Genomic DNA, 25830 nt, shown 5'->3' on the forward strand with positions numbered 1-25830 from the left:
AACCTTAAGTTGCGCCCAGAGGCGGACGTGGTTGCCTGAAGCATTGCGAAGCTATTTGAGCTTGATGACAACCTTGCCCTTGGCCCGGCCCTGTTCAATGTATGCCAATGCCTCGTTTGTCTGCTCAAGCGGAAAGACACGATCTACGACCGGGCGGATGACGCCCGTTTCGATGAGCGACGTGATTTTTGTCAACTGCCCGCCATTGGCCGTCATGAACAGGAACGAATATCGGACATCTGCGCGTTTCGCCCGCCGCCTGATGCCTGCGCTCAAAACGCGCATGACCAGGTTTAGCACCCAGTTCAGCCCCTTCTCCCTGGCAAACCCAGGATCGGGCGGACCGGAGATCGAAACGGCGACGCCACCTGGCTTCAACACACGCAGGGACTTTTCGAGGGTCTTGTTGTCCTGGCTATTCAGGACGACATCGTAGCCCGAAAGGACTTTCTCGAAGTCATCCTTCTTGTAGTCGACAATGACATCGGCGCCCAGCTTCCTGACCATATCCGTGTTCGACGCGCTTGTTGTCGTGGCGACCGTCGCGCCAAGGTGCTTTGCCAATTGAATGGCGAATGTTCCCACTCCGCCGGAGCCGGCCTGGATGAAGACCTTCTGTCCTTTCTTCAGCTTCGCTCTTTCAACCAGCGCCTGCCAGGCGGTCAGCCCCACCAGGGGAATGGACGCAGCCTCTTCCATGCTGAGGTTCTTTGGCTTCAGGGCCACGTCCGCATCATTAATGGCGATGTACTCGGCGAACGCTCCGATCCGACCGTCGCGCGCTCGCGCATAGACCTCGTCGCCTGGTCTGAACTGTCGGACTTTCGAGCCGACGCGAATGACCGTTCCGGCCACGTCATGGCCTGCAACAAAGGGCCGGCGGTAGGGCAGGATGAGCTTGAATTCTCCGTCCCTGATCTTGGAGTCCAGCAGATTGACGCTGGCGGCATGGATCTGCACCAGCACGTCATTCTCCCCTGCTTCCGGCTCTGGAACGTCTCCGAGCCGCAGGGGAGCGTCCTTTGCGTATCGATCGATGATGAAGGCCTTCATGGCAGCTTTCCCAAATTGAGGGACCCGGTGTGACGCGCCCCTATTGCATTACGCCAATTTACTGATATTATGCTCATAATGCAATAGCTGACCGAAGGAGAAGCAACATGCGCTACGAGAAGGGCAGGAAGGACGCATCGCGGCAGCGGATCATGGATGTGGCGACCGAACGGTTTCGCTCCGACGGCATCGCTGCATCAGGTATCGCCGGCATCATGGGCGAGGCGGGACTGACCAACGGCGCGTTCTATCCGCATTTTCCATCCAAGGCGGCGCTCGTGCGTGAGAGCGTGGCGGCGGCCCTGGAGGTTCAGGCGACCCAGATTCAGGAGGCGGTGGCTGCCGGTGGCCTGCCAATGGCCATCGACGCGTATCTGTCGGCGGAACACCGAGACAATCCAGGCCACGGTTGCGCTTCAGCCGCGCTGTTGCCCGAAATTGCGCGTGAGCCGGTCGAGACGCGCCAGGTTTACGCCGAGCACCTGCTCAAGCTCGTACGCCCGGTGGCGGCCGAACTGACACCCGACGCCCGCGACCCCGAAGATGTCGCGTTCGGCGTCTTCGCGACCCTGATCGGCACGCTTGAGCTATCGCGCGCGGTGAACGGGACCGAACTGTCCGATCGCATCCTTGCGGCTGGCGCGGCAGCGGCGAAGGCGCTGCTCCAGCCCCGCGACAACGACAAGCCGGAAGAAAGGAAACCATCATGAACGTGCATCAGCTGTCGCGACCTGCCGCGATCGTCAAGCACGAGGACGTGCCGACAAAAACGGTCGACGTCGGCGGCACGAAATTCGCCTACCGCGAGCTCGGGCCCACAACCGGGGTACCGGTGATCTTCCTTACCCATCTGAGTGCAGTTCTCGACAATTGGGACCCTCGGGTCGTCGATGGCATTGCCGCAAAACGGCGAGTTATCACCTTCGATAACCGTGGCGTTGGCGCATCAGGCGGGTCCACTCCCAACACGGTGGAGGCGATGGCCCGCGACGCGATCGCCTTCGTCCGGGCGCTCGGCTTCGAGCAGGTCGACCTGCTCGGCCTCTCTCTTGGCGGCTTCATCGCCCAGGCGATTGTTCAGCTCGAGCCTGATCTGGTTCGCAAGATCATCCTCGCGGGAACCGGCCCAGCCGGTGGTACCGGCATCGACAGGGTGACATCAGTCACCATCTTCGACATGATCCGCGCCGCGCTGACCATCAAGGACCCAAAGAACTACCTCTTCTTTACCCAAAGCCCGAACGGCAAGAAGGCGGCGCGCGCGTTTCTGCAGCGCCTGAAGGAACGGACCAATGACCGCGACAAGCCCATCGCGCTCGGCGCTTTCAGCCAGCAGCTCAAGGCGGTCCGTGCCTTTGGCCAGGAGCGCCCTGCCGACCTATCGCGTATCCGGCACCCGGTCCTCGTGGTGAACGGCGATCACGACAGAATGGTGCCCACCAGCAATTCCCTCGACCTGGCACGGCGCTTTCCCAATGCCGAGCTGGTCCTGTACGAGGACGGCGGGCATACGGCCATTTTCCAGTATCACAGCGCCTTCGTGGACAAGGCCCTGGACTTCCTCGATGCCTGATCAGGCCATGCCGGTGCGTCCTTTGGTGAGCAAATGATCTTTCGATCCATGCGCTAACCTGACGGGCAATACCGCCGTAAGGCAAACAACACTGCGACGTGTCGACGCCGCGGCTCAGGATGCGGCGCGCAGGCTCGTACGGACGCGCCGCCTGCTTGTGGCGCGGGACTTCTCCGCCACGACACCGGTGATCTCGACCACGCCGTTCTCATGCAGTTTGGCGTTTGTGACCTTGTGGAGACGCTCATAGGGCAACAGTTCCTTGACCCGGGCGTCGAGCACCGCGACTTCGGCTCGCAGATCCTCGCATTCCTGCCTCTGAACATCGAGCTGTATCTGTTCGGATGCCTGCTGCAGGGAAAGCTGCGAAAAATTCGCGCTCACGGTCGAGAGGTGCATCTTGTCGTTTTCGTTCTCCTTCCTGAGGACGGACAACCTTTCCTCCGCAATTTGCTTTTCGGCGACAGCGTCGCTCCATTGAGCCTTGAGATTGGCGATCTCGCTCGCGGCTTGATTGTTCTCGTTCGAGGCGACTTCAAATCGTGATTGGAGGTTGCGAATTTCAGAACGCAGGCCGCCGATCTCAGCGAAACTACGCGCACGCTCGGCTTCCCTGTCACCTTCCATGATACGGGCCGCTTCCGTCATTTCCGACAGCTTCGCTTGCGCGATATCGAGCGATTTCTGCAGCCGCATCTCCTCTTGTTCGCTCTTGCCGAGCGCAGACAGCAGTTCCGAAAGTCGCGCCGCGTCACTGGCATGAATCGTCGAGAGCTCGTCCAGCCGGTGCCGCGCCTCAGCTTCCCGCTTCAGCGCCTTGTCGAAGTCGATCGACAGGCTGACATGCTTTTCCCGCAATATCTCGTTCTCGCGCGCGCATCGGTTGGCCTCGGCCGTTCTGGCCGAAAGCGTTTTGACGAGGTCGCCGAACTCCGCTTCGCGCTCTGCGCTCGCATTGCCTGCCACGACGAGTTCCAGCCTTGCCGCAGCCAGCGCACCGCGAAGTGCCTCCTTGTCCTCGACCAGGCTTATCTCGCGCTGCTGCAGGGCCTCGACGGCGCTTTCGCGCTCGCGCTGCTTTCTGGTCGCATCGTGGAACTGCTCCGATAGCACTCTTTGCTGCGTGGTCAGGCTGCCATTTGCCAGTTCCAGTTCGTTGGCGCGAAGAATGTCCCCGTGAAGCAGCTTCAGGAATTCGCCTGTCAGGTGATGCGAGGTCGCGATCTCCGACATTTTCGTGTTGATCTCCTCCAGATACTCGCGCGCATCGTCAAACAGCCCCTCAACGGCATCTAGCGCAGCCAGGCGGGTTTGTGTGTGGGAGGTCAGCCGCCGTGCGATCTCGGGAGCGTCGGCATCGTCCTCGGGCTGAGAGTTGTCATTCCTTGCCGCGAGATTCTCATCCGGAACGTTGTCCAACGGCGATTGGTCGTCCAGGTTGAGACACTCATCGAACGCATCCGCCAAATCGGCTTCGAGTTCCTTGAATGCCCTGTCCACCGTCTCGGCACGCTTGATCAGACTTCTGATTTTCATGACTGAACATCCCCTACTGTAACGCCATCTGGGGTCTCGATCCTCGCCTCCCGGACACGGGTTACCCCTTCCCCCTGATCGCGCGGTGGCGCATGAGGCGAGCCCACGCTAGGGACAGGCTTGGCCACTGTCCTCGTCTGTTTGAATGATGCAAACCTTGTAACTGCCCTGATTGCCGCCGGCTTTCGGGCAAACAACCCCCGTCGGAACGTCCGCCGGAGGCCTTGCACCGACAGCAACTGACCGTACGTCAGCGATCATCGTCGTGCCGCTATCGGGAGAGGACGCGAATGCGGCTCTGAAACTCACCCCGATCGACATAGCATCCCCGCAGATGTCTCAGCCCCGTATTTGGGTTGAACGATTGGCGGCCGTGAAGCACCCGGCGATTATCGAAGACCGCCATTTCGCCGGCCTTGAGGCGGTAGGCTATTTGAAAACGCGAGCTGCGGATCATCATCATCAGCTTGCGATAAGCCGCATAGAAGGGGGTGCATATCTCGGAGGGAAGGTCGATGACATCGACAAGATGGGCGTTGAACCGCAACTCTGTCACGTCTCCATTGCGTCGAGTTACGATCACAGGAAACCGACCGCGCAGATCGTAGTTTTCGTCGTGAAAACGATAGGGGATATCGACCTCGCACAAGAGACGGTATGCTTCCGGATCTTCCGCCTGTAATGCGGCCACAACCGCAAACCCGTCGGCAAAGACCGATCCACCGCCCTCAGCTTCATTCGCGATACAATGCAGGAATTGATAGCCGGGCGGCACCTCCTGGTTCGCGAGATCGGTGTGTAACGGCAAGGCGACAGGGGTGTAGGCCAAGTTGTTCGGGTTCGGCATCGACACGACTTCGAACATAGTGCCGAAATTTGTCTGGCGCAGGAAACCTACCCGCTCGGCCGCACGCCGCCCGGCGTCGGGATCATCGCCAAGCCCCTCGACGATGGAGAGCCCGTATGCAGCCGTCGCCCTCAGCCAGGCAAGCAGATCGGCATCGCTTTGAAAAAGGCCCCCGGCAGAGTAGCGCGGTATGGTTTCAAGATCGATCGAGCCGTCCCAGAGTTTCGGAGCGATCTCGGCCGGATCGTCCCGCTTTCTGCCTGGGCGGTAGGATTCAAAGAAATGGCCCGGGATTTCCTCCTCAGCCAGGCCGTTCGGCCAGACAATTCTCACAGCGCCGCGTCTGTCCTGGACGTTGAGGGGTCTGAGCGAGGCGTCAACGCTGGTCAGGTCGAATATTCGTTCTTGGGTCTGTGGGTGAAACGCCGATGGCGCATTATCCTTTAGCCAAAGCCAGGGATAGCAGACTGTTTCGCCTGACGAGAACGTCACGGCAAGCTCGGTCTCCCGGGCTTCCACGGAAAGCATGGTATTCATGATTGTGTCTCTCTGAACACGAAATTAAATCTTCAGATTGGATCGGGCCCGCAAGCCATCAACCCAGAGGTGGTGGCCACCACAAGCTCGGCTTCCCATAACGATGGGATCCGGGATTTCTGTTCGGTTCTTCGAGCACTCGATCTCCAGGTGAAACCTGGCTCCAGCTGAAATCTGGTGCACACAGCGATGGTAGCGGTCATTTGCCGGCGGTGTCCAGCTAAATGCAATGGGACCGGCATCCCCCTCTGGGCTGCCCTCGCCGACAACCCAGCTTCACTGCGGCGATAAAACCATCATCATATCGGGAACCGCGTTGACGTATACGTCAACCCGAAGCTATATGCGCCGGCGACCTTGATCGCGAAATGCGCAAGATGGCGACTTCGGCCGGACCGACGTGCCCCCAGACCGAAGTGCCCCCAGGAAGTGCAATGGGTGCGACAAACGCAACGAGACGAGGAGAACGGCCATGGGCGTTCAGGAAATTGCCGACAAGATCAGCGCGCGCGTGGCGAGTGCCGGGTTCGATCGTTCCGTAAAATTCGATACAGGTGACGACGGTGTCATCGTCATCGACGGCGCTGCCGTCTCGACCACCGATGCGCCGGCCGACTGCACGATAAAGCTTTCGCTCGACGATCTGGAATCGCTGATATCAGGCGATCTCAACCCGACGATGGCGTTCATGTCCGGCAAGATAAAGGTCGAAGGCGACATGAGCGTCGCCATGGCGCTGAGCCAGTTGATCGGCTGATCCACTCCAATCCTGAATGGAAACAAGCCGCCGCCCGATGGCAGCGGCTTGTTCCCGATCGTCAGGCAGCGAGCGACAGCCGCTGTGCCTTCAGCTTGCGCCCGGCCGCCTTCAGCGTGCCCTGCGCGCCGGCGAGCACGCCTTCCACCAGCTCCAACGCCAGCAGGCGGTGCCGCTCATAAGGTCCCGGCATGGCCAGCGAGCCGGTTTTATCGGCCGAGAACCCGAAGCGCTCGTAATAGGGCGCATCGCCGACCAGCAGGATCGCCGCATGGCCGAGGCGCGCGGCTTCAGCGATTGCATGGCGCATCAGCGCCGAGCCGATGCCGGCATTCTTGATTGTCGGATCGACGGCGAGCGGGCCTAGCAGAAGGGCGGACCGACCGCCCTCGCCCAGCACGACATCCCAGAGCCGCACGGTGCCGGTGACAGCGCCCGACGCGTCGCGTGCGACAAAGGCCAGGCCTTCCGAAGGCCGGCGGCCGCGCCGCAGCTTTTCCGACGATTTTCTCCGGCGCTTCGGCCCCATGGCGCGGTCGAGCAAGGCTTCGCGCGCCGGGGCGTCGGCAGCGGTTTCGGCGGTGATGACGAAAGCGCTGGCAATCTCCCCCCAAGAGGCGGAGATGTCGCCGAAGCCGACAGAGGGGGGCGCCGCGCGTGCAGCGTCGGCGCCACGCAGTCCAAGAGAAGTCGCGACAGCTGAGGCGACCCCCTCTGGCCGCTTTGCGGCCATCTCCCCCTCAAGGGGGGAGATTTGCCGGCTCACAGCGCCATCAACGATGAAATCCACAATTTCCATTTCCGCGATCCTTCACGAGCGGATTGTTCCACAGGCGAGCCCGGGCGGGCGACAGGCGCCCACCTCGGGATGATCTGACCGGCTCTTGCGAGCCGTCAGATCACGTAGGATCGGAGAGGCTCGAAGCCGTTGAAGGCGACCGAGGCATAGGTCGTCGTGTAGGCGCCGGTGCCCTCGATCAGCACCTCGTCGCCGATGGTCAGCGACAGGGGCAGCGGATACGGCGTCTTCTCGTACATCACGTCGGCCGAATCGCAGGTCGGGCCGGCGAGCACGCACGGCGCGGTCTCGGTGCCGTCATGCGCGGTGACGATCGGGTAGCGGATCGCCTCGTCCATCGTCTCGGCGAGACCGCCGAACTTGCCGATGTCGAGGAACACCCAACGCACATTGTCGTTGTCGGCCTTCTTCGAGATCAGCACGACTTCCGACTTGATGACGCCGGCATTGCCGACCATGCCGCGGCCCGGTTCGATGATGGTCTCGGGAATCGCGTTGCCGAAATGCTTGCGCAGCGCCGAGAAGATCGCCTGGCCATAGGCCTGCGCCACCGGCACGTCCCTGAGGTAACGGGTCGGGAAACCGCCGCCCATATTGACCATCTTGAGCACAATGCCTTCGTCAGCGAGCGTAGCGAACACCTTTTTGGCGTCGCCGAGCGCGCGGTCCCAGGCGGTCAGGTCGGTCTGCTGCGAGCCGACATGGAACGACACGCCATAGGCGTCCAGCCCGAGCGCCCTCGCGTGGCGCAGCACGTCGACCGCCATCGCCGGCACGCAGCCGAACTTGCGCGACAGCGGCCATTCGGCGCCTTCGCCGTCGGTCAGCACGCGGCAGAACACACGGGCGCCGGGTGCAACGCGGGCGATCTTCTCGACCTCCTCGACGCAGTCCACCGCGAACAACCGGATGCCGAGTTGATAGGCGCGCTGGATGTCGCGCTCCTTCTTGATGGTGTTGCCGAAGGAGATGCGGTCCGCCGGCGCGCCGGCGTCCATCGCCATCTCGACTTCGGCAACGGAAGCGGTGTCGAAGGACGAGCCCATCGCAGCAAGCAGGCGCAGGATTTCCGGCGCCGGATTTGCTTTCACCGCATAGTAGATTTTCGAATCGGGAAGCGCCTTCTCGAAGGCGCGGAAATTGTCGCGCACGACATCGAGATCGACGACGAGGCAAGGGCCGTTCGGACGTCGGGTGGCGAGGAAGTCAAGGATGCGCTGGGTAGCCATCGGGGTCTCTCCATAGCGCCTTTCGGCGCGCACAAAGGCTGCGGGACACGGGTCATCGACCTCGCGAACACGCGGTGGACAAAGGCGGGACGTCAATCCATGGAACCAGCCGGTGGAGACCCCGGAACCATGAAGCGCCGTCTCGCGGCGGTGAACCTTGGCCTTGCCCGGCCTCGGTTCGCTTTGTCTGCCTTGGCTTGGATTGGGAGAACCCGTTCCGCACTGCCGGCAATGAAGGTGTGCCTCTTCAGTAACCCCGGTCTTTGGACGACCGGCAGAACACCAGAAAGGCCCGCACCGTCGTTGCTTCAAGGTGTCCTCGGTCTGGCGGTTGGCCGCTAAACCGACTGGAGGGGTTAGCTCCAGTTACCTTACCGATATCCCTCACCATTTTGAGGATCGGCGGACACCCACAGGCACGTGCGACTTTGGGCAAGCGCGATATAAGGTCGATGGATTTCACAATCAATAAAAATCGTACGCCAGGTTGTAAAATTCCTGGCGTCGAACAATGTTGCAACAACTGTATCCGGATATCGAACGCATGGCAGGCACTCGCGGCCCTCTGAACGCTTTTCTCGACCTCAATGGTATACCTGTATCCAATGCGCAGTCCGGCCCGCTTGCCGACCTGCGCCTGGCCGTCAAGGATATTTACGACGTCGCCGGCTACCGCACCGGCTGCGGCAATCCGCAAAAATACCAAGAGGCTTCACCCGCCTCGGCGACGGCGCCGGCCGTCCAGGCGCTGCTTGATTCGGGCGCGCGCTTCGTCGGCAAGACGCAGACCGACGAACTGGCCTTCTCGCTGATGGGGCTGAACGCGCATTTCCCGTCGCCGGTCAATCCGGCAGCACCTGATCGCGTCACCGGCGGCTCGTCCTCCGGTTCCGCCGCCACGGTCGCCGGCGGGCTGGCCGACATCGCCGCCGGATCCGATACCGGCGGCTCGATTCGCGCCCCGGCAAGCTTTTGTGGGCTGATCGGCCTGAGGACCACGCATGGCCGCATCTCGCTCGAAGGCGCGATGCCGCTGGCCCCTTCACTGGATACGTTCGGCTGGTTCGCCAGGGACACGGCCACCTATGACAAGGTCGGCGCGGTGCTGCTCGGCGACGATCCGCACAACCACGAATTGCAGCGCCCCCTCGCGCTGGATGCGCTGGACGGGCTCGTGCTCGGCCCGCGGGAAGCTAACGAGTATCGCGCCATGGTCCGCGCTGTCGCATCGGTGCTAGGCGCACCGCGTACCGTTGCCCCGCTGTCGCATTCCACCGACGATCTCTATTGGTGCTTCCGCAAACTGCAGGGGTACGAGGCGTGGCAAAATCATGGTGCCTGGATCGCCGGCGGCGATCGGATGCTCGGCCCCGGCGTTAAGGAGCGCTTCGAGCATGGCGCAGCCATCGACGCGGCAACCGCGCAATTCGAAACGGAACGTCGCGTTTCGTTTCGTCTTGAGCTTGCCGACCTGCTTGGCGAGGACGGCGTCCTTGTGCTGCCGACCGCTCCAGGTGCCGCGCCGCTCAAGGCCGCCTCATTCGACGATTTGCAGACCTATCGCGAACGCGCGCTGAGACTGTTGTGTCTTTCCGGTCTGTCCGGCTTTCCGCAGATCACCCTGCCGCTGGGCCTGGTCGACGGCGCCCCGTTCGGCCTCTCGCTGCTCGGACCCAAAAACAGCGACCGGCAGCTGATGGCGCTTGTCGCGCGCATCCTTTCAGCCCAGCAAAGGAGCGCATGACATGGATACGCTGACCCGCATGCGCGCCTTCATCGACGTCGTCGAGGCCGAAGGATTTTCGGCAGCGGCGCGCAAGATCGGCCGCTCCAAGGCGCTGCTGTCGAAATATGTGCGCGAGCTGGAGGACGAGCTCGGCGCGCTGCTGCTCAACCGCACCACCCGGCAGTTCTCGCTGACCGAGGCCGGCCACACCTATTACCGCCGCGCCTCGGAAATCGTCCGCGAGGTCGACAGCCTGGCCGATGCGGTGCGCGAATCCTCTGGCGACGTGCGCGGCAGGATCAAGCTGTCGGCGCCGCGCACCTTTGCCGATGCGCCGATCGGCCAATCGCTGATCGACTTCGCCAAGCAGCATCCCGACATCGTGCTCGACATTCATCTCGACGACCGCTTCGTCGATCTGGTCGAGGAAGGCTTCGATCTCGCCGTGCGCATTTCGCGGCTGGAAAGCTCCTCGCTGATCGCCAGGCGCCTGGCGCCGTTCTCGGTGCGGCTGTGCGCATCTCCCGAACTGATTGCCAGGCACGGCATGCCGGCGCGGCCGCAGGACCTTGGCCGCATGCCCTGCATCATCGACACCAATGGCCGCTGGCTAACCAACTGGCCGTTCAAGGGCGACAGCGGCGACACGGTGACTGTTTCGGTCTCCGGCCCGATCGAGGTCAACAGTCCGATGGCGGCAAGGGCCGCCGCCGTGGCGGGATTGGGATTTTCCATCCTGCCGGATTTCATCGCCGCGCCCGACATCGAAAGTGGCCGGCTGGTGAGCACACTGGATGACCGCATCTTGCCCGGCGGCGGCATTTTCGCCGTCTATCCGCACCGGCGCTATTTGCCTGCGAAAGTTCGCGTCTTTGTCGATTTCCTGGTGCAGTGGTTCAAGACGATCGACAACGCATGACTTTTAGCCGCCCGGGGTCCCATTTTCGCCCGCTTTCTGATAACTCTCGACAGTCACCGAAGTCGATGGAATCACCACCCAGAATGAACCTGAAGCGGCAAACAATCATGATGGCTTCGGCCATGGCGGCGACTTTTGCCACGGTCGGGCCAGCCGACGTGCATCCCCACGTCTTCGCCGAGGCTCGCCTCGAAGTGATCCTCAGCCCGGATCACCAAAGCGTGAAGGCCTTGCGTCATGTCTGGCGCTTCGACGATTTGTTTTCGAGCACGGTGATGATGGAGTTCGACAAGAATTCCGATCTGAAGCTTGACGACAAGGAGCTGAAGGAAGTCGCCGACACCGTCCACGCTTCGCTGGCGGAGTTCAATTACTTCCAGCTCGTCACCGTCGACGGCAAGGATGAGGCGATGAGCCCGCCGCCGCAGCTGATGGCGAATTTCGACAACGACCAGCTCATTATCCTGTTCGAATCCGAACCCAAGGCGCCAACCAGGCTGGCCGGCAAGATCGATATCGGCGTCTATGACCCGACCTTCTACACGGCGATCGATTTCACCGAGGATGCCAATATGCAGGTCGCCGACTTGCCGTCGACATGCACGAGCAAGGTCGTTCGTCCGAACCCCGACGAGGCGATCGCCGCGAACCAGAAGAACCTGACGGACGCCTTCTTCAATGATCCGACAGGCACCGATATGAGCAAGATATTTGCGACCAAGCTTGAACTGAACTGTCAGCCAAAAGGATAATCCGGTGACGAAACCGTCCCTGCGTTTGGCTTTCGGCCTTTTGGCCGCCGCCCTTGTCATGACGCACGTCCTCGGCTCAGCCCACGCCCAGAGCTCGCTCGGCATCGGCACCAATGACGGGATGGCCCCCACCACCGGCCCGTTTGCCCAGATCCTGATGTGGATCAATCTGCGTCAGCAGGAATTCTACCGCGCGCTTGCCGGTGCGATGAAGGCGATGCGTGAGGACGGCAGCAAGCTGTGGCTGCTTATCGGCCTGTCCTTCGCCTACGGCATTTTCCATGCCGCCGGCCCCGGTCACGGCAAGGCGGTGATCTCGTCCTACATGGTCGCGAACGAAGTCGCGCTCAGGCGCGGCATCATGCTGTCCTTCGTCTCGGCCCTGTTGCAGGCGGTGACGGCGATCCTGGTGATGATGCTCGCCTACTTCGTCCTGCGCGGCACCACCATATCGATGACCGACGCGGCATGGTTCCTCGAAGTCACGAGTTTTGTCTTTGTCACCCTGTTCGGCGCCTGGCTTTTGTGGCGCAAGGCCGGCCCTGCCATCCTTCGCCTGTTCGGTGCGAACCCTGCCTATAGCCTTTCGGCGGCCCATGCCGGCCATTCGCAAACGGGCCATCCTGCACATGCGCATTCGGTGCATGCGCTTCACGCACATGGCCATGACGGCGACGACCATGATAGCCACGATCATGGCGCACACGATCACGATCATGGTCATGGGGGGCACGATCATCATCACCATGCGGCGGGCGAAGTCTGCGAGACATGCGGACATTCACACGCGCCCGACCCGGCGCTGCTTTCCGGGGACCGCTTCGACTGGCGCACCGCCTGGTCGGCGGTGGCCGCGGTCGGCGTCCGGCCGTGCTCGGGCGCGCTGATCGTGCTGAGCTTTGCCGCGCTCAACGGGCTATGGTTCGGCGGCATCCTGTCGGTGCTGGCGATGGCCCTCGGCACCGCGATCACCGTCTCGATCCTGGCGACGCTGGCTGTGACGGCCAAGAACTGGGCGGTGTATTTCGCTGGCGACGGCCGCATGGGCAACCGCATCCACTCGATCGTCGAGATCGGCGGCGCAGCCTTCGTCTTTTTGTTTGGATTGCTGTTGTTGTCGGCGAGCCTGACTGGCGGATGACGCTTTGATTGGATGGCAGGCGCTGCCCCTCATCGCCCTGCCGGGCACTTCTCCCCGTATAGTGACGGGGAGAAGGACGCCTTCGCAACAGATTTCGCCAATGTCCAGCGCTGCAAAAAAACGCGCCGAGAATGCGGCCAGCCGCTTCTCCCCGTCACTATACGGGGAGAGGTGCCGGCAGGCGGATGAGGGGCGGCGCTGAGGTCGGTAATTGGCGCAGTACCAGCCCACCCTGACCTGAATATCAACGCAAGTCAGATCTTCCCGTCCAACTCGTCCTCGATATGCGCGCGGATGATGTCGTCGAAGCTGGTTTCGGCGGCAAAACCAAGCTCCGTCGACCGCCGCGCCTCGAACCGTGTCGGCCAGCCCTTGACGATCGCCCAGATCGTATCGTCGGGCTCCTCGCGGATCAGGTTCACCGCCTTGGCGCCGGCAATGCGTTCCAGGGCCTCGATCTGCTCGCCGACCGTGACGGCGACGCCGGGCATCGTCAGATTGCGGCGCGGCCCGACGGCGTCGCCGTCGATCGCTGCTGCGTGGATCAGAAAATTCACCGCCGAGCGCGGGCTGGCGTGGGTGTGTACGACAGAGCGCGATACCGGCAATATTGCTTCCTGGCCGTTCAACGGCTCGCGGATGATGCCGGAGAAAAAGCCTGAAGCCGCCTTGTTGGGCTTGCCCGGCCTGACGCAGATGGTCGGCAGCCTGATGCCGATGCCATCGAAGAAGCCGCGCCGGGTATAATCGGCGAGCAATGCTTCGCCCATCAGCTTCTGCGTGCCGTAGGAGGTCAACGGCGTCGGGTGGAATTCGTCTGATATAATGTCCGGAAACGGTGCGCCGAACACGGCGATCGACGAGGTGAAGACGACGCGCGGCGCAAACCCCGCCAGTCTTATGGCATCGAACAGCGCCCTTGTGCCGTCGAGATTGACGCGATAGCCGAGATCGAAATTGGCTTCAGCCTCGCCCGACACGACGCCGGCGAGATGGAAGATCACGTCTGGGCGCGACGCGGCCAGCCGTTCCATCGCGCTCGCCGCGGCGAGATCGCCTGTATGGATGGTGACGTCGACGCCATCCAGCGTCGGCGCCTGCGGCGGCACGATGTCGTGAAGGTCGAGCGCGGCGATCTTCCGGCCGCTGAGCGTTCCATCCTTCGCCAGCCGGGCGATGAGCTTGCGGCCGACCATGCCTGCCGCGCCGGTAATCAAAACACGCATATCAATGATCCTTTTTGCGCTGGCTGCGGCCACGCAGCCAAAACACGACGAAAATGGCCACCATGAAGACAGCCGCAATAATAGCGGCAAGAATGGTCGACACGCGGCCGACCGCCAACATCACGGTTGGCAAATAGTAGGCGGCGATGCCGAACAGCAGCAGCACCCACAGTGCGCCGATCGCCGCATTGCGCGTGTCACGATCCATCACGCGGCCCTGACACGGCGGGGATTCGTCAACTTCGTTACCATGCCATGGAACTCCTGGGATCAGTGATAGTGGCGATGATGCGGAGCCGCATCATGCGCATGGTCGTGCTCGCCATCATGCTTATCATCGGCGCAATGGCCGAATTCCGGTTCTACGGTGGCGTGGGCAATGCCATGCGCGGCAAGCCGCTTCTTGATGGCGCTGACCGCTTTGTGGGCATCGACGCCATCGTTGAGGCAAGCATGCAAGGTCGCCATGTTGCTTGACCCGTCAAGCGACCAGACATGCATGTGATGCACCTCGCGCACGCCGTTCACCGTCCCTTCTATGTCCCTGGCGATCAGGTCGCGATCGAGGCTCGCCGGCACGCCTTCGAGCAGGACATGGGCTGCTTCGCGCATCAGCGACCAGGCGGTGGACAGGATCAGCAGCGAGACAAGGACGGACAGGATCGGATCGATAGGCGTCCAGCCGGTCGCCAGGATGATCAGCGCAGCGATGATCGCCGCCGCCGAGCCAAGCAGATCGCCGAGCACGTGCAGGATGGCACCGCGCATGTTCAGGCTGTCGCGGTCGCCGCCATGCAGCACGAAGAAGCTGCCGATATTGACCAGCAGACCGGCGATCGCGACGACCAGCATCGGCCCGCCGAGCACGGGCGCAGGCGTCAGCAGGCGTTCCCAGGCCTCATAGAGGATCCACAGCGCAATGGCGAAGATGGCGATGCCGTTGGTATAGGCGACCAGCGTCTTGACCCGGCCGAAACCGTAGGTGAGGCGAACCGTGGCCGGCCGGCCGGCCAGATGAAAAGCATACCAGGCAAGCCCGAGCGCGATACAGTCGGCGAGCATGTGGCCGGCATCCGCCAGCAGCGCCAGCGATCCCGCCAAGAGACCGCCAAGCGCTTCCACGACCATGAAGCCGGCGGTCAGGCAGGCTGCGATCATGACCCGTTTCTTGTCGGTCGAGCCATGCACATGACCGGCGCCGTGGCTGCGGTCATGCCCTTGCGAACCATGGTCGTGGGTATGCGCCACCTGCGAACTCCTGTTAGAGCCTGATCCATCCCGGCAGAATCGGGATGGAGGCTCTGTCTTCCTGTTTGACCATGATCTTGCCCGAAAACTCGGCCTTCACTTTTCGGGATCGTGGTCCTGGATCATGGTCAGGCGCCGAACTCGGCGCGGAAGTCCTCGAGCCGTCGCTTCTGCCGTCCGTCGCCATCGAAATTGCCCGGATCGAGCCATGCCTCATAGGCTCTGCGCAGTGCCGGCCACTCCTTGTCAATGATCGAGTACCACGCGGTATCGCGGTTTTCGCCCTTGACCACAAGATGCTGGCGGAAAATGCCCTCGAACTTGAAGCCGAAACGCTCCGCCGCGCGCTTCGACGGCTCGTTGCGGTTGTTGCATTTCCATTCGTAGCGGCGATAGCCAAGCTCGTCGAAGACGTATTTCATGAACAGGAATTGCGCTTCCGTCGCCGCCGGCTTGCGCGCGATCAGCGGACCCCAATAGATGTTGCCGATCTCGATCACGCCATAGGCAGGGTCGATGCGCATCAGCGTCTGGCGTCCGGCGACCTTGCCGCTGGCCTTGTCGATGACGGTGAAGAACAGTGGGTCCTCGCTGGCTTCGGCCTTGTCCAGCCACGGCTGGAAGGCGGCGCGGGTCTGCGGCGGATAATCGGGCAGCCAAGCGAAGCGGTCGTCGACATCAGGCACCGACGACGCGTCAAACAGGCCGTCGCCATGATTTTCGGAACTCAGCGGCTCAAGCCTGACAGTGCGCCCCTCCAGCACCTTGCGCTCCGGCCGCGGGCGCGGTTGCCAATTCTTGAGATTTTCCGACACCCAAAGCTCCAATCCGTTTGACTTTTGCGAAAGGACGCTCACAAAAACGCTCGCTCGGTGAAAGAACCACAGGGACGGGAAAAATGCTCCACACGATTTCGGCCTTCGATCGTCTCGGCGAGGAAAACGCCTTTGCGGTGCTGGCTCGTGCCACCGCGCTCGCCCATCAGGGCCGCGATATCGTCAATCTCGGCATCGGCCAGCCCGACTTCAAGACGCCGCAGCACATCGTCGAGGCCGCGATCAAGGCGCTGCGTGACGGCCACCACGGCTATACGCCGGCCAACGGCCTGCTGGCGACACGCGAGGCGGTGGTGCGCCGCGCGCTGACCACAACCGGTGTGGAGGTGTCGCCCGAGGCGGTGATGATCCTGCCCGGCGGCAAGCCGACCATGTTCGCCGCTATCCTGATGTTCGGCGAACCGGGCGCCGAGATCCTCTATCCCGATCCCGGCTTTCCCATCTATCGCTCGATGATCGAGTTCACCGGTGCTGCTCCGATACCGGTGCCGATGCGCGAGGAGAACGGCTTTGCCTTCTCGGCGCAGGAGACGCTGGCGCTCATCACGCCGAAGACCAGGCTGCTCATCCTCAACTCGCCGGCCAACCCGACCGGCGGGGTCACCCCGCGCGCCGAGATCGAGAAGCTGGTCAAGGGGCTGGAAGCGCACCCGGACGTCGCCATCCTCTCCGACGAGATCTACGACGTGATGACCTATGACGGCGAGACGCACTTCTCGCTGCTCAATTTCTCCGAAATCCGCGACCGACTGATCGTGCTCAACGGCTGGTCGAAGACCTGGGCGATGACCGGCTGGCGCATGGGCTGGTCGATCTGGCCGAACGGCGACAAGGGCGCCCACCTCTACGACAAGGTGCGCAAGCTGGCGGTCAATTGCTGGTCCTGCGTCAATGCGCCGAGCCAGTATGCCGGCATCGCGGCCATCGACGGTCCGCAGGACGACGTCGACAAGATGATGCGCGCCTTCGACCGCCGCAGGAATGTCGTGGTCGAAGGGCTGAACGCTTTGCCGGGCGTTTCCTGCATCACGCCGAAAGGCGCGTTCTATGCCTTCCCCAATGTCTCAAAAACCGGCTGGAAGGCCAAGAAGCTCGCCTCGGCTTTGCTTGAGGATGCCGGCGTGGCGCTGATCGGCGGACCTGATTTCGGCGTTCTCGGTGAAGGCTATATCAGGCTGTCCTACGCCAATTCCGAAGAGAACATCCTGCGCGCGCTGGAACGGATCAAGGCGTTTCTGGGCAAGTGAGGGCGGGTACGCGACCGACGAAAGGAGATGTCAGATGTTCTATGCCATCCTTGCCTATCACGTGGAAGAAGTGGTCACGGCGCTGACGCCGGAGGAGGACGCGGCGCTGATGGCCGACCTGCTCAATATCCACGAACGGCTTTACCGGGATGGCAGCCTCGGCCCGGCCGCGCGGCTCGGGGCGACCCAAGACGCGTGCACCTTGCGCGGGCCGGGCGCCGGAATTGTCATTGACGGACCCTTCGCCGAGACCAAGGAGCAATTGTTGGGACTATACGTCGTCGACTGCGCCACGCGCGACGCCGCGATCGCGATTGCGCGCGACTTTCGCCGTGTCAATCCGACCGCCGTCTACGAAATCCGCCCTATTTCGCTATATCTTCCAGGCGTGCCGCTTTCGGTGACGCAGTCCTAAAGCGCATCGCGTTTGAAGGATGCGACGCGCTTTAGTTCTTGTTTTATGCATGTCGTTATCGCAAAACCGCTGCGCACTTTTGCGCGACATGCATTAGCCAAAATTGAACGCCGTCCGCCCGGGTCCTCCCGGCGTTCGCCGGCCTTTCATCGTGCCAGTGGCACGATGAATTCGCTGACGCGAACCGGCCGCTCACCCTCGCCCGACATACGGCATCTTCGTCGCCATCACGGTCATGAACAGCACGTTGGCGTCGAGCGGCAGGCTGGCCATATGGAGGACGGCATTGGCGACCTGCTGGACATCCATCACCGCTTCGGCGGCGATGGAGCCATTGGCTTGCGGTACTCCGACCGTCATCGCCTGCGCCATGTCGGTCAAGGCGTTGCCGATGTCGATCTGGCCGCAGGCGATGTCATAAGGCCGGCCGTCCAGCGCCAGCGTCTTGGTCAGCCCGGTAATGGCGTGCTTGGTCGCGGTATAGGGCACTGAGCCCGGACGCGGCGCGTAGGCAGACACCGAGCCGTTGTTGATGATGCGGCCGCCCATCGGCTGCTGCCTGCGCATGGCGCCGAAGGCGGCGCGGGCGCACAGGAACGAGCCGGTGAGATTGACCCCGACAATTTCGTTCCACACCTCGACGGGGATCTCGTCGATCAATGTCGACTTGTAGCCCGTGCCGGCATTGTTGAAGAGCAGGTCGACACGACCGAAAGCCGCCGCCACCGTCTCGAACAGATCGTCGACCTGGTCGGCCTTGCTGATGTCGCAGGCGACCGCCAGCGCCTTGGCTTGTGTCGATCCGGCATCAGCGATTGCCTTGTTCAGCACCGGCTTGCGACGTCCGCAGAACACCGTATTCCAGCCGGCCCTGAGCAGCGCCGTGGCGACGGCTTTGCCGATGCCCGTGCCGGCGCCAGTGACGATGGCTGTTTTGTAGTCTGTCATAACTGTCCTCCTATAGCGCCGCATGCCCGCGAGGACGCTATAGCACCATGATTTTGAGCAATTTTTGAATTTGCGCATGATCGCTTGCAAAAATCGATTCCGATTTCGGCTCATGCGCTAACCGGCTCCGACAAAAAGGGCGGCCATTGGCGGCCGCCCTGATCTGAACCGGCTGGGAGGAGGAAAGCCGATCCGACTGCTTAAAATCATGCGCTTCCTGGGTAAACGAGACATTAACGCGAAAGCACGCCGGATTGCCGCTCTCCGCGGCCCTGAAGCCTACCAGCGCGAATTGGCGGTTGCCTTGCCCGATCCCGGCACCTCTGGCACCGGCACTTTTGCCGCCGACACCGTCGCCTCGACATGGTCGAGCAGTGCATCCGGCAAGCTGAGGCGGCCGGCGAGCAGATCGAGATAGCCGCGTTCGGCACGTGTATTCGGATCGATGGCGAGACGCGAGGCGGTGTAGAGCTCGAGCTTCTGGGCGTCGGTTTGGGCGCCGGCGACCAGCGTATCCAGGTCGAGCGGCCTTTCCAGTTCCGACAACAGGAATTTCTCCGCGTCGGCGTCGATGCCCGCGAGGCTGAGCTTGCCGGCGATCTTTTGCCGTTCGTCGTCGTCGATATGGCCGTCGGCCTTCGCCGCCGAAATCATCGCGCGCACCAGGGTCAGGGTGAATTCGTCCTCGCCTTGCGGCGCCTGCGAGGGATGAAAGCTGGTGTCGGCGGGCGGCGGCAGCAATTCCGGTTCACCGGCAACTTGCGTTTCAGCCGGCGCCTTGCCGTTCTTGTAGTTCTGGTAGGCCTTGTAGGCGAGGCCGCCGACCACGGCCAGGCCGCCGAGCTTCACCGCCGTGCCGGCGACCTGACGGCCAGCGCCGGTTCCGAGCAGCACCGCGGCCAGCGCGCCAGCGGCCAGCGGATTGTCCTTAGCCATCTGCACCGCCTGACCCCCTTTGTCGCGCACGGTCGACCCGGTTCCGGGAATTTGCGAGCCGAGCAGATCGTTGAGGAGCTTCTTGGGATCGAACATCAATGCCTCCAGAATTGGCCGGCCGAAAGCGCCGGGCAGGTTTTCGGACGTTGAACAGGTAGGCCCCGCATATGGACATTACAATGACGGATGGGCGCTTTGCCGGTGATGGCACAAACGAGATGATGTCAGGATTTGCCTTGTCCAACGCGTTGGGCCGAAAATCGGAATCGATTTTCGGAAGGCACGATTTATGGATTCAAAATGTTAGAGCGTACTTTGTGCGTCCAAGTGGACGCACGTCGCTTTAACGTCCGATATGCGGAGCCCTGCCTTGCGCTTGCGCCAGCTCGACCTGGCGTTGACGCTCGGCGTAGCGGGCGCGATCCTCGTCGGAACGGACATCGTAGCAATGCGGGCATGAGATACCGGCGGCGTATGTCGACGACAGCAGGTCCTGCCCGGTCAGCGGATGCCGGCAGGCGCGGCAAAGTTCGGCCTCACCCTCGATCAAGCCGTGCGACACCGAGACGCGTTCGTCGAAGACGAAGCACTCGCCCTGCCAGAGGCTTTGCTCGGCAGGCACCTCTTCGAGATATTTCAGGATACCGCCCTTGAGATGGAACACATCCTCGAAGCCGAGCGACTTCACATAGGCCGTTGCCTTCTCGCAGCGTATGCCGCCGGTGCAGAACATGGCCACCTTGCGGCCGACGAGCTCGGCCCGATGCTGCTCGACCCAGGCCGGGAATTCGCGAAAGCTCGTTGTCGCGGGGTCGACCGCTCCCTTGAACGTACCGATCGATACTTCGTAGGCGTTGCGCGTGTCGATGACGATCGTGTCCACATCCGATATCAGCGCGTTCCAGTCGGCCGGTGCGACGTAGGTGCCGGCGCTTGCCGCCGGATCGAGATCCCCAACACCCATGGTGACGATCTCGCGCTTCAGCCGCACCTTCATGCGGTGAAACGGCATCTGCGCGGCGCTGCTGTACTTGACCTCGAGACCGGCGAGACCTTCGATGGATTCGAGATGATCAATGAGCGCGGCTATGTCAGCTTCGCTGCCGGCGACCGTGCCGTTGATGCCCTCATGCGCCAGCAGCAGCGTGCCCTTGATACCGCGTCCGCAGCAAAAGGCGGCGAGCGGCGCGCGCAACGCCTCAAAGTCGTCGAGCCGGGCAAACCTGTAGAGCGCGGCAACGCGCAGGGGCTGATTGGGCAGTGTCATCGCCGAAGCCACTAAACGCTCATGAAAGCCGATTCAAGGCCGCCGCGCGGAGCAGCCTCTCCTTGGTGGCCTTTGACGGCCGGTCTGACGGACTTGCCGGCAGCGCGTGACATCGCGACACGCTTCGCTTCGTGGACAGAAAACCGGCCTTCTGCTAACCGATTGAACGGATCAATACCGGAGAGACGACAAATGCCCAGCAAGACCGAAAAGCTCCTGTCGCTCCTCAACGGCCAACCGGTTATCCCGGTGCTGAAGATCGCCAATCTCGCCGATGCCGTGCCGCTGGCGCGCGCGCTGGCGCGCGGCGGCCTGCCGGCGATCGAGATCACGCTGCGGACCGCTGATGCGCTCAAGGCGATCCGGCTCGTGGCAAGCGAGGTCGAGGAAGCCATCGTCGGCGCCGGCACCATTCTGGACATCAGCCAGTTCGACGCGGCGGCGGCAGCCGGATCGAAGTTCATCGTCAGCCCCGGCATCACCCGCGAGCTTCTGGCGGCGGCGAAGGACAGCGACGTTCCGTTGCTGCCCGGCGCCATCACGCCCGGTGAGATCATGGCCGCCCGCGAGGCAGGCCTGCGCTTCCTGAAATTCTTCCCGGCAGAACAGTCGGGCGGCATCGCCTCGCTCAAGGCATTCGCCTCGCCGCTCGCCGATGTCCAATTCTGCCCGACCGGCGGCATCACCGACAAGAACGCCAGCGACTATCTGAGCTTGCCCAACGTCATCTGCGTCGGCGGCTCCTGGGTGGCGCCGGACGATTTGGTCAAGGCCGGCAAATGGGACGAAATCGAAGCCCTGGCGCGCGCCGCGAGCAAGCTCGGGCGATAGAGACAACTCTCACCCCAAGCAGACCAATGCATGCCCGCGCACAAGGATGCCGCGGTTCTGGCATAACGACATGCATAAAAAAAAGCCGCGCGGGTTACCGGCGCGGCTTTTTTTATTGGTTGGTCGATCCGCTACTCGGTCCTGAAGCGGGCGACCGACAGGAACTTGACGGCTTTGCCGGTGAACCGGTTGGCGTCGGCCAACTGATCGTCCGCCTGGAAGCCCACGGTATAGACTTCGGTTGGGGGCGTGTGCACGATATTGTAGGCGTAGCGCTGCGCCGTCGTCGCGCTGGAGACGGTGGCGACATTCTCGCCGCTGTTCAACGCCCAGCGCGCCGCCGTCGGCTCGGCGGCGACTACCACGGACTTGGGACCAGGCTTCAGGTCACGGGCGGTTGCCCTGGCTGCCTTGCGGGTGGTCTTCACACCCGTGCCGATCGCCGCGGCCGGATCGGAGCCAGCCGGGCGGGCAAAGACAGCCTCACGCGGCGATGCGGCATTGCCCTTCGCCAGCTCACCGAGGACCGCGCTTGGCTGGGAGAGCGAAGCGACCTGGTATTCGTCGGTTGCGCTGACCCGTTCAAGGACGGCTTTGACCGCGTCAGACTGGACTGCGGCAGACTGGACCTGGTCAGGCTGCGCCAATTCGGGCTGGGCCAGATCGGGCCGAGCCGACGGCAGCACCGAGAACACATCGGTAGCGGTCTTGCCGTGCCCGGCGGTATCCGCCAGCGCCAGAAGCACAGCCTTGTCCTGCGGCGCAAGGTCGGCCGCTGCAAGGTCGGCCGGCAACGAGTGATTGGGGCGCCAGGTCGGCAACGGAATGTTGTTGGCGGCAACCTGCGCCGCATCGGCGACAACGGACGGTTCGGTCATGCCGAAGGGAGCGTTCGCCGGCGCTTGCGCGGTCGTCACCGCCTGTTCGGTGGTGGCGGTGGCATCCGCCACGCCGAACGGAACGTTTTCGGGCGGCTGAGCGACATCGGCCTTCGGACGCGGGGCGAAATCGGGCAGCGGCACGCTGCGCGCCGGCAGCGCCGCGATGATCGTTTCCGGCGTGTCCTCCTCCGGTTCGGGAGCAGGCGCATCGGCGATTTGCGGAATCTCGGCGCGCTTCGCATTCTCAGGCGACACGATGGCAATGCCCGGAAGCTTGCTGTCCCTGGCGGCCGGCGCCGGCTTCGCGGTCGCCAGCTTCACATTCGCCGGCTTGACGGTTGACTTCGGCGTTGGCGCGACTGCGACATCGGCGCTGTCATCGGCCTCGTCTTCACCGCCGCCGAAGAAAGCCGCCAGCAGACCGCCGGATCTTTTGGCACCGCCACCTGCGCTGGCCATTTCGATGGCGGGAGCGCCGGCGCCCTTGCGCGCCTTGTACGAGGCGAGCGCCTGTGAATAGCCGGGCAACGGCTTGCCGTCGCTCGGCACATGCAGCGTCTTGCCGTTGGGGAACACGCGCGCCAGTTCCTGGCGGCTGATGCCAGGCCAATGCCGCACATTGCCGACATCCATGTGGACGAACGGCGAGCCGGACCTCGGATAATAACCGACGCCGCCACCCTGCATCCGCAGACCGATGTCGCGCAGTTTCTTCAGCGGCACGCCGGGAATGTAGAAATCCATGGCCCTGCCGAGCGTATGCTGGCTTTTCTTGGCAACGCCCCTGCTGCGGCTGCGCAGCATCGAGTTCGTCGACGACGAACGGTAACCGCACACGACCTGGATGTAGTCGCGGGCGCCGCTCTGCCGGTAAGCCTCCCAGACCAGGTCGAGCAGGCGCGGATCCATCTTGGTCGGTTCGTTGCGGCGCCAGTCACGCAGGATGACGTTGATCTTTTTCAGACCCGCCTGATCGTAGCGGCCGCCGCGCTTGAAGACGATCTCCGCCTTCTCTTTGGTGTGCAGGTTGTAGAGTTTCAGCGAACGTGTCTGGGCGCTGGCGCCGGTCGCAGCCGCTGTAAGGAAGCCTAAGGCGAGAATCACCGCTGCCAGCCATCTCGGCCAGGCGCTCATGTGATAGTGCCGCCCGTCTGTGTGTCGTTCGACTTTGTTCAAATCAAAAGGCCTTGCAGGCTGCCGTTTGTCCCCGGATTTGACCAACGGATGCGGTGGTGTTCGTATCCGAATATCGATCCTAATGGTTAATCATCGCTTATTGAAGCCGAAATGCGGTAACACCGTGGCGATATCCCGTCAAAAATATTGCACGGGGTTTCTTGGTAAACTGCTGGTTTAGATCATGTTTCTGGCTTTGCCTGAACACGATCTGTTACCAGACGCCTCAATGCGTGAATACTGCCGGCAAGCGCGTCGCCCGACCGCGTCACGCCCGATTCGCGACTGTCGATTGTCCTGATGCCAGGTTGGCAAGCTGGTCCGGGCTTGCCTGTCAGGAAGCAAGCCGGTCGATACGGCCCGTTTCCGGATCGATGCCGTATTCCTTGAGCTTCCTATAGAGCGTCGAGCGGCCGATGCCGAGGCGGCGGGCAACTTCGCTCATCTGGCCGCTATAGTGGTCGATGGCGAGCTTGATCATTTCGAGTTCGACATCGGCCAGCGCCCGCACATTGCCGCGTTCGTCCAGCGCCCGCAGCGTGCCGAAGCGAGGCTGCTGCCTGGCAGGCGGATCGGGCTCGGTCACAGCGATGCCATTATTGGCGCCCTCGCCCAGCGGCTCGGTGACCAAAGGCAACGCGGGCAACCAGTCATGCGCATCGAGGTTGACGGTGCCCTCGACCTGCGCCCGGATCTGCGGAAACTCCTCTTCCGTCAGCAGATCGCCTTCGCAAAGCACCGAGGCCCGGAAGACGGCGTTTTCCAGCTGGCGGATGTTTCCCGGCCAGTCGTAGGCCTGCAGCATGGCGAGCGCCGCAGCCGAAATGCCGTGCAGGCGATGACGTGGACCGGTGGGCGCAACCTTGTCCAGAAAATGCTCGACCAAATACGGAATGTCGTCGCGACGGTCGCGCAGCGGCGGCACGAAGATCGGATAGACGTTCAGGCGGTAGAACAGATCCTCGCGGAACTTGCCGTCCTTGACCTGCTGCAGAAGATTGCGGTGTGTCGCCGAGATCAGCCTGATGTCGACCCTGACGGTCGAACGCCCGCCGACCGGATCGACCTCACCGTCCTGCACGGCGCGCAGCAGCTTGACCTGCACGTCGAGCGGCAGGTCGCCGATCTCGTCGAGGAAGAGCGTGCCCGAATGCGCCTCGACGAACTTGCCGGTGTGTTTTTCGGTGGCGCCGGTGAACGAGCCCTTCTCGTGGCCGAACAGGATCGATTCGACCAGATTGTCGGGGATGGCGCCGCAATTGACGGTGACGAACGGTTTGGAGCGGCGATCGCCGCTGCCCTGGATGGCGCGCGCCACCAGCTCCTTGCCGACACCGGATTCGCCCTCGATAAGGATCGGGATGTTGGACGCGGCCGCCTTCTGGCCGAGACGGATCACCCGGTCCATCGCCGGGCTGTGCGTGATCATGTCCTTGAAGGTCAGATGGCCGCCGCGCCGCCGCGACGTGCGCTTCACTTCCCCCTCGACCGCCTCGACTTTGAGCGCGTTGCCGATCGATGCGTGCAGCCTGTCGGGAGATGCCGGCTTGACGACGAAATCGAAAGCACCGTGACGCATGGCCGAAACGACGGTTTCGATGCCGCCCTGGGCGGTTTGCACGATGACCGGAACCTGGATGCCGCGCTCACGCATCGCCTTCAGCACGCCGATGCCGTCGAGGCCCGGCATGACGAGGTCGAGGATGACCACCGACACGTCGCGCGCCTTGGGCCCGTCGAGCGCGTCGAGACCGGCCTCGCCGCCATCCGTGATGATCGCGCTGTGGCCGAATTTCGTCACCGCCGCCTCGAGCAGCCTGCGCTGCACGGGATCGTCATCGACTATGAGTATGGAACCTGTCATGACTGGTTCAACGATGCTCGCCCAATATGCCCACCCCACTGTGCCCACCCAATGGGGAACCCTATGGATCATCCTGGCACAGGGTT

General features: G+C 62.7%; 24 protein-coding genes. 10 read left to right on the plus strand and 14 right to left on the minus strand.

Annotated features, from left to right (window positions below):
• Window positions 1-51 precede the first annotated feature (51 nt).
• Window positions 52-1053 (minus strand): NADP-dependent oxidoreductase, encoded by a 1002-nt coding sequence (locus BLT09_RS16740; RefSeq protein ID WP_091594825.1) that lies wholly within the window; start codon window positions 1051-1053, stop codon window positions 52-54.
• 107 nt (window positions 1054-1160) lie between these two features.
• Here BLT09_RS16740 and BLT09_RS16745 point away from each other — a divergent pair, with 107 nt between their 5' ends.
• Window positions 1161-1763 carry a TetR/AcrR family transcriptional regulator gene (locus BLT09_RS16745; protein WP_091594828.1) on the plus strand — a complete coding sequence of 201 codons (603 nt, stop codon included), beginning with the start codon at window positions 1161-1163 and terminating at the stop codon, window positions 1761-1763.
• Window positions 1760-2626 carry an alpha/beta fold hydrolase gene (locus BLT09_RS16750; RefSeq protein WP_091594830.1) on the plus strand — a complete coding sequence of 289 codons (867 nt, stop codon included), beginning with the start codon at window positions 1760-1762 and terminating at the stop codon, window positions 2624-2626. Before BLT09_RS16745 ends, BLT09_RS16750 begins: the two co-directional genes overlap by 4 nt.
• Window positions 2627-2740: 114 nt before the next feature.
• On the opposite strand, the gene BLT09_RS16755 is transcribed toward BLT09_RS16750, so the two are convergent.
• Together BLT09_RS16755 and BLT09_RS16760 are read right to left on the minus strand one after the other, a co-directional pair.
• Window positions 2741-4162, minus strand: a complete 1422-nt coding sequence (locus BLT09_RS16755; protein WP_091594832.1) for a coiled-coil domain-containing protein — start codon at window positions 4160-4162, stop codon at window positions 2741-2743.
• A gap of 271 nt (window positions 4163-4433) precedes the next feature.
• Window positions 4434-5546 (minus strand): TauD/TfdA family dioxygenase, encoded by a 1113-nt coding sequence (locus BLT09_RS16760; RefSeq protein ID WP_091594834.1) that lies wholly within the window; start codon window positions 5544-5546, stop codon window positions 4434-4436.
• Between the two features lie 472 nt (window positions 5547-6018).
• Here BLT09_RS16760 and BLT09_RS16765 point away from each other — a divergent pair, with 472 nt between their 5' ends.
• Entirely contained in the window at window positions 6019-6303 is a 285-nt protein-coding gene (locus BLT09_RS16765; protein ID WP_091594836.1) for an SCP2 sterol-binding domain-containing protein, read from the plus strand.
• Window positions 6304-6364: 61 nt separating this feature from the next.
• Here BLT09_RS16765 and BLT09_RS16770 read toward each other — a convergent pair whose 3' ends face one another.
• Window positions 6365-7036: a GNAT family N-acetyltransferase gene (locus BLT09_RS16770; protein WP_091594838.1), complete on the minus strand. Its 672-nt coding sequence runs from the start codon at window positions 7034-7036 to the stop codon at window positions 6365-6367.
• A gap of 161 nt (window positions 7037-7197) precedes the next feature.
• Complete coding sequence (gene odc2 / locus BLT09_RS16775) at window positions 7198-8331, minus strand: ornithine/lysine decarboxylase (protein WP_091594841.1); 1134 nt, start codon at window positions 8329-8331, stop codon at window positions 7198-7200.
• A 544-nt stretch (window positions 8332-8875) separates the two neighbouring features.
• On the opposite strand from odc2, the gene BLT09_RS16780 reads away from it, so the two are divergent.
• The 4 genes from BLT09_RS16780 (at window position 8876) to BLT09_RS16795 (ending at window position 12869) form a co-directional block, all read left to right on the plus strand.
• Window positions 8876-10075, plus strand: coding sequence for an amidase (locus BLT09_RS16780; protein ID WP_091594932.1), 1200 nt, complete (start codon window positions 8876-8878; stop codon window positions 10073-10075).
• A gap of 1 nt (window position 10076) precedes the next feature.
• Window positions 10077-10976 carry a LysR family transcriptional regulator gene (locus BLT09_RS16785; RefSeq protein ID WP_091594843.1) on the plus strand — a complete coding sequence of 300 codons (900 nt, stop codon included), beginning with the start codon at window positions 10077-10079 and terminating at the stop codon, window positions 10974-10976.
• Window positions 10977-11059: 83 nt separating this feature from the next.
• Window positions 11060-11728: a DUF1007 family protein gene (locus tag BLT09_RS16790; RefSeq protein WP_091594845.1), complete on the plus strand. Its 669-nt coding sequence runs from the start codon at window positions 11060-11062 to the stop codon at window positions 11726-11728.
• Between the two features lie 4 nt (window positions 11729-11732).
• Entirely contained in the window at window positions 11733-12869 is a 1137-nt protein-coding gene (locus tag BLT09_RS16795) for a nickel/cobalt transporter (RefSeq protein ID WP_413468389.1), read from the plus strand.
• A 254-nt stretch (window positions 12870-13123) separates the two neighbouring features.
• On the opposite strand, the gene denD is transcribed toward BLT09_RS16795, so the two are convergent.
• From denD to BLT09_RS16815, 4 genes are all read right to left on the minus strand, one after another.
• Window positions 13124-14095 carry a D-erythronate dehydrogenase gene (gene denD, locus BLT09_RS16800; RefSeq protein ID WP_091594847.1) on the minus strand — a complete coding sequence of 324 codons (972 nt, stop codon included), beginning with the start codon at window positions 14093-14095 and terminating at the stop codon, window positions 13124-13126.
• 1 nt (window position 14096) lies between these two features.
• Window positions 14097-14303: a hypothetical protein gene (locus tag BLT09_RS16805; RefSeq protein WP_027153224.1), complete on the minus strand. Its 207-nt coding sequence runs from the start codon at window positions 14301-14303 to the stop codon at window positions 14097-14099.
• Window positions 14304-14365: 62 nt separating this feature from the next.
• On the minus strand, window positions 14366-15343 hold the full coding sequence (locus BLT09_RS16810) for a cation diffusion facilitator family transporter (protein ID WP_091594849.1): 978 nt from the start codon (window positions 15341-15343) through the stop codon (window positions 14366-14368).
• Between the two features lie 128 nt (window positions 15344-15471).
• Window positions 15472-16158, minus strand: a complete 687-nt coding sequence (locus tag BLT09_RS16815) for a GNAT family N-acetyltransferase (RefSeq protein ID WP_091594936.1) — start codon at window positions 16156-16158, stop codon at window positions 15472-15474.
• Between the two features lie 83 nt (window positions 16159-16241).
• Here BLT09_RS16815 and BLT09_RS16820 point away from each other — a divergent pair, with 83 nt between their 5' ends.
• Window positions 16242-17426: a pyridoxal phosphate-dependent aminotransferase gene (locus BLT09_RS16820; RefSeq protein WP_091594851.1), complete on the plus strand. Its 1185-nt coding sequence runs from the start codon at window positions 16242-16244 to the stop codon at window positions 17424-17426.
• A 34-nt stretch (window positions 17427-17460) separates the two neighbouring features.
• On the plus strand, window positions 17461-17841 hold the full coding sequence (locus BLT09_RS16825; protein WP_091594853.1) for a YciI family protein: 381 nt from the start codon (window positions 17461-17463) through the stop codon (window positions 17839-17841).
• Between the two features lie 192 nt (window positions 17842-18033).
• Here the strand turns inward: BLT09_RS16825 and BLT09_RS16830 are convergent, their stop codons facing one another.
• The 3 genes from BLT09_RS16830 to trhO all read right to left on the minus strand — a co-directional run bounded on the left by BLT09_RS16830 (window position 18034) and on the right by trhO (window position 20992).
• Window positions 18034-18789, minus strand: coding sequence for an SDR family oxidoreductase (locus BLT09_RS16830; RefSeq protein WP_091594856.1), 756 nt, complete (start codon window positions 18787-18789; stop codon window positions 18034-18036).
• A 279-nt stretch (window positions 18790-19068) separates the two neighbouring features.
• Window positions 19069-19821: a tellurite resistance TerB family protein gene (locus BLT09_RS16835; RefSeq protein WP_091594858.1), complete on the minus strand. Its 753-nt coding sequence runs from the start codon at window positions 19819-19821 to the stop codon at window positions 19069-19071.
• A 247-nt stretch (window positions 19822-20068) separates the two neighbouring features.
• Entirely contained in the window at window positions 20069-20992 is a 924-nt protein-coding gene (trhO, locus tag BLT09_RS16840) for an oxygen-dependent tRNA uridine(34) hydroxylase TrhO (protein WP_167366454.1), read from the minus strand.
• 192 nt (window positions 20993-21184) lie between these two features.
• Between trhO and BLT09_RS16845 the strand changes: the two genes are divergently transcribed.
• On the plus strand, window positions 21185-21823 hold the full coding sequence (locus tag BLT09_RS16845; RefSeq protein ID WP_091594860.1) for a 2-dehydro-3-deoxy-phosphogluconate aldolase: 639 nt from the start codon (window positions 21185-21187) through the stop codon (window positions 21821-21823).
• Between the two features lie 131 nt (window positions 21824-21954).
• On the opposite strand, the gene mepK is transcribed toward BLT09_RS16845, so the two are convergent.
• A complete protein-coding gene (gene mepK, locus BLT09_RS16850) occupies window positions 21955-23838 on the minus strand; it encodes a peptidoglycan L,D-endopeptidase MepK (RefSeq protein WP_091594863.1) in 1884 nt (627 codons plus the stop codon).
• Between the two features lie 376 nt (window positions 23839-24214).
• Window positions 24215-25744, minus strand: coding sequence for a sigma-54-dependent transcriptional regulator (locus BLT09_RS16855; protein WP_091594865.1), 1530 nt, complete (start codon window positions 25742-25744; stop codon window positions 24215-24217).
• Window positions 25745-25830: the final 86 nt, after the last annotated feature.

This window comes from Mesorhizobium muleiense (genome assembly GCF_900099905.1).
GTDB lineage: Bacteria > Pseudomonadota > Alphaproteobacteria > Rhizobiales > Rhizobiaceae > Mesorhizobium > Mesorhizobium muleiense.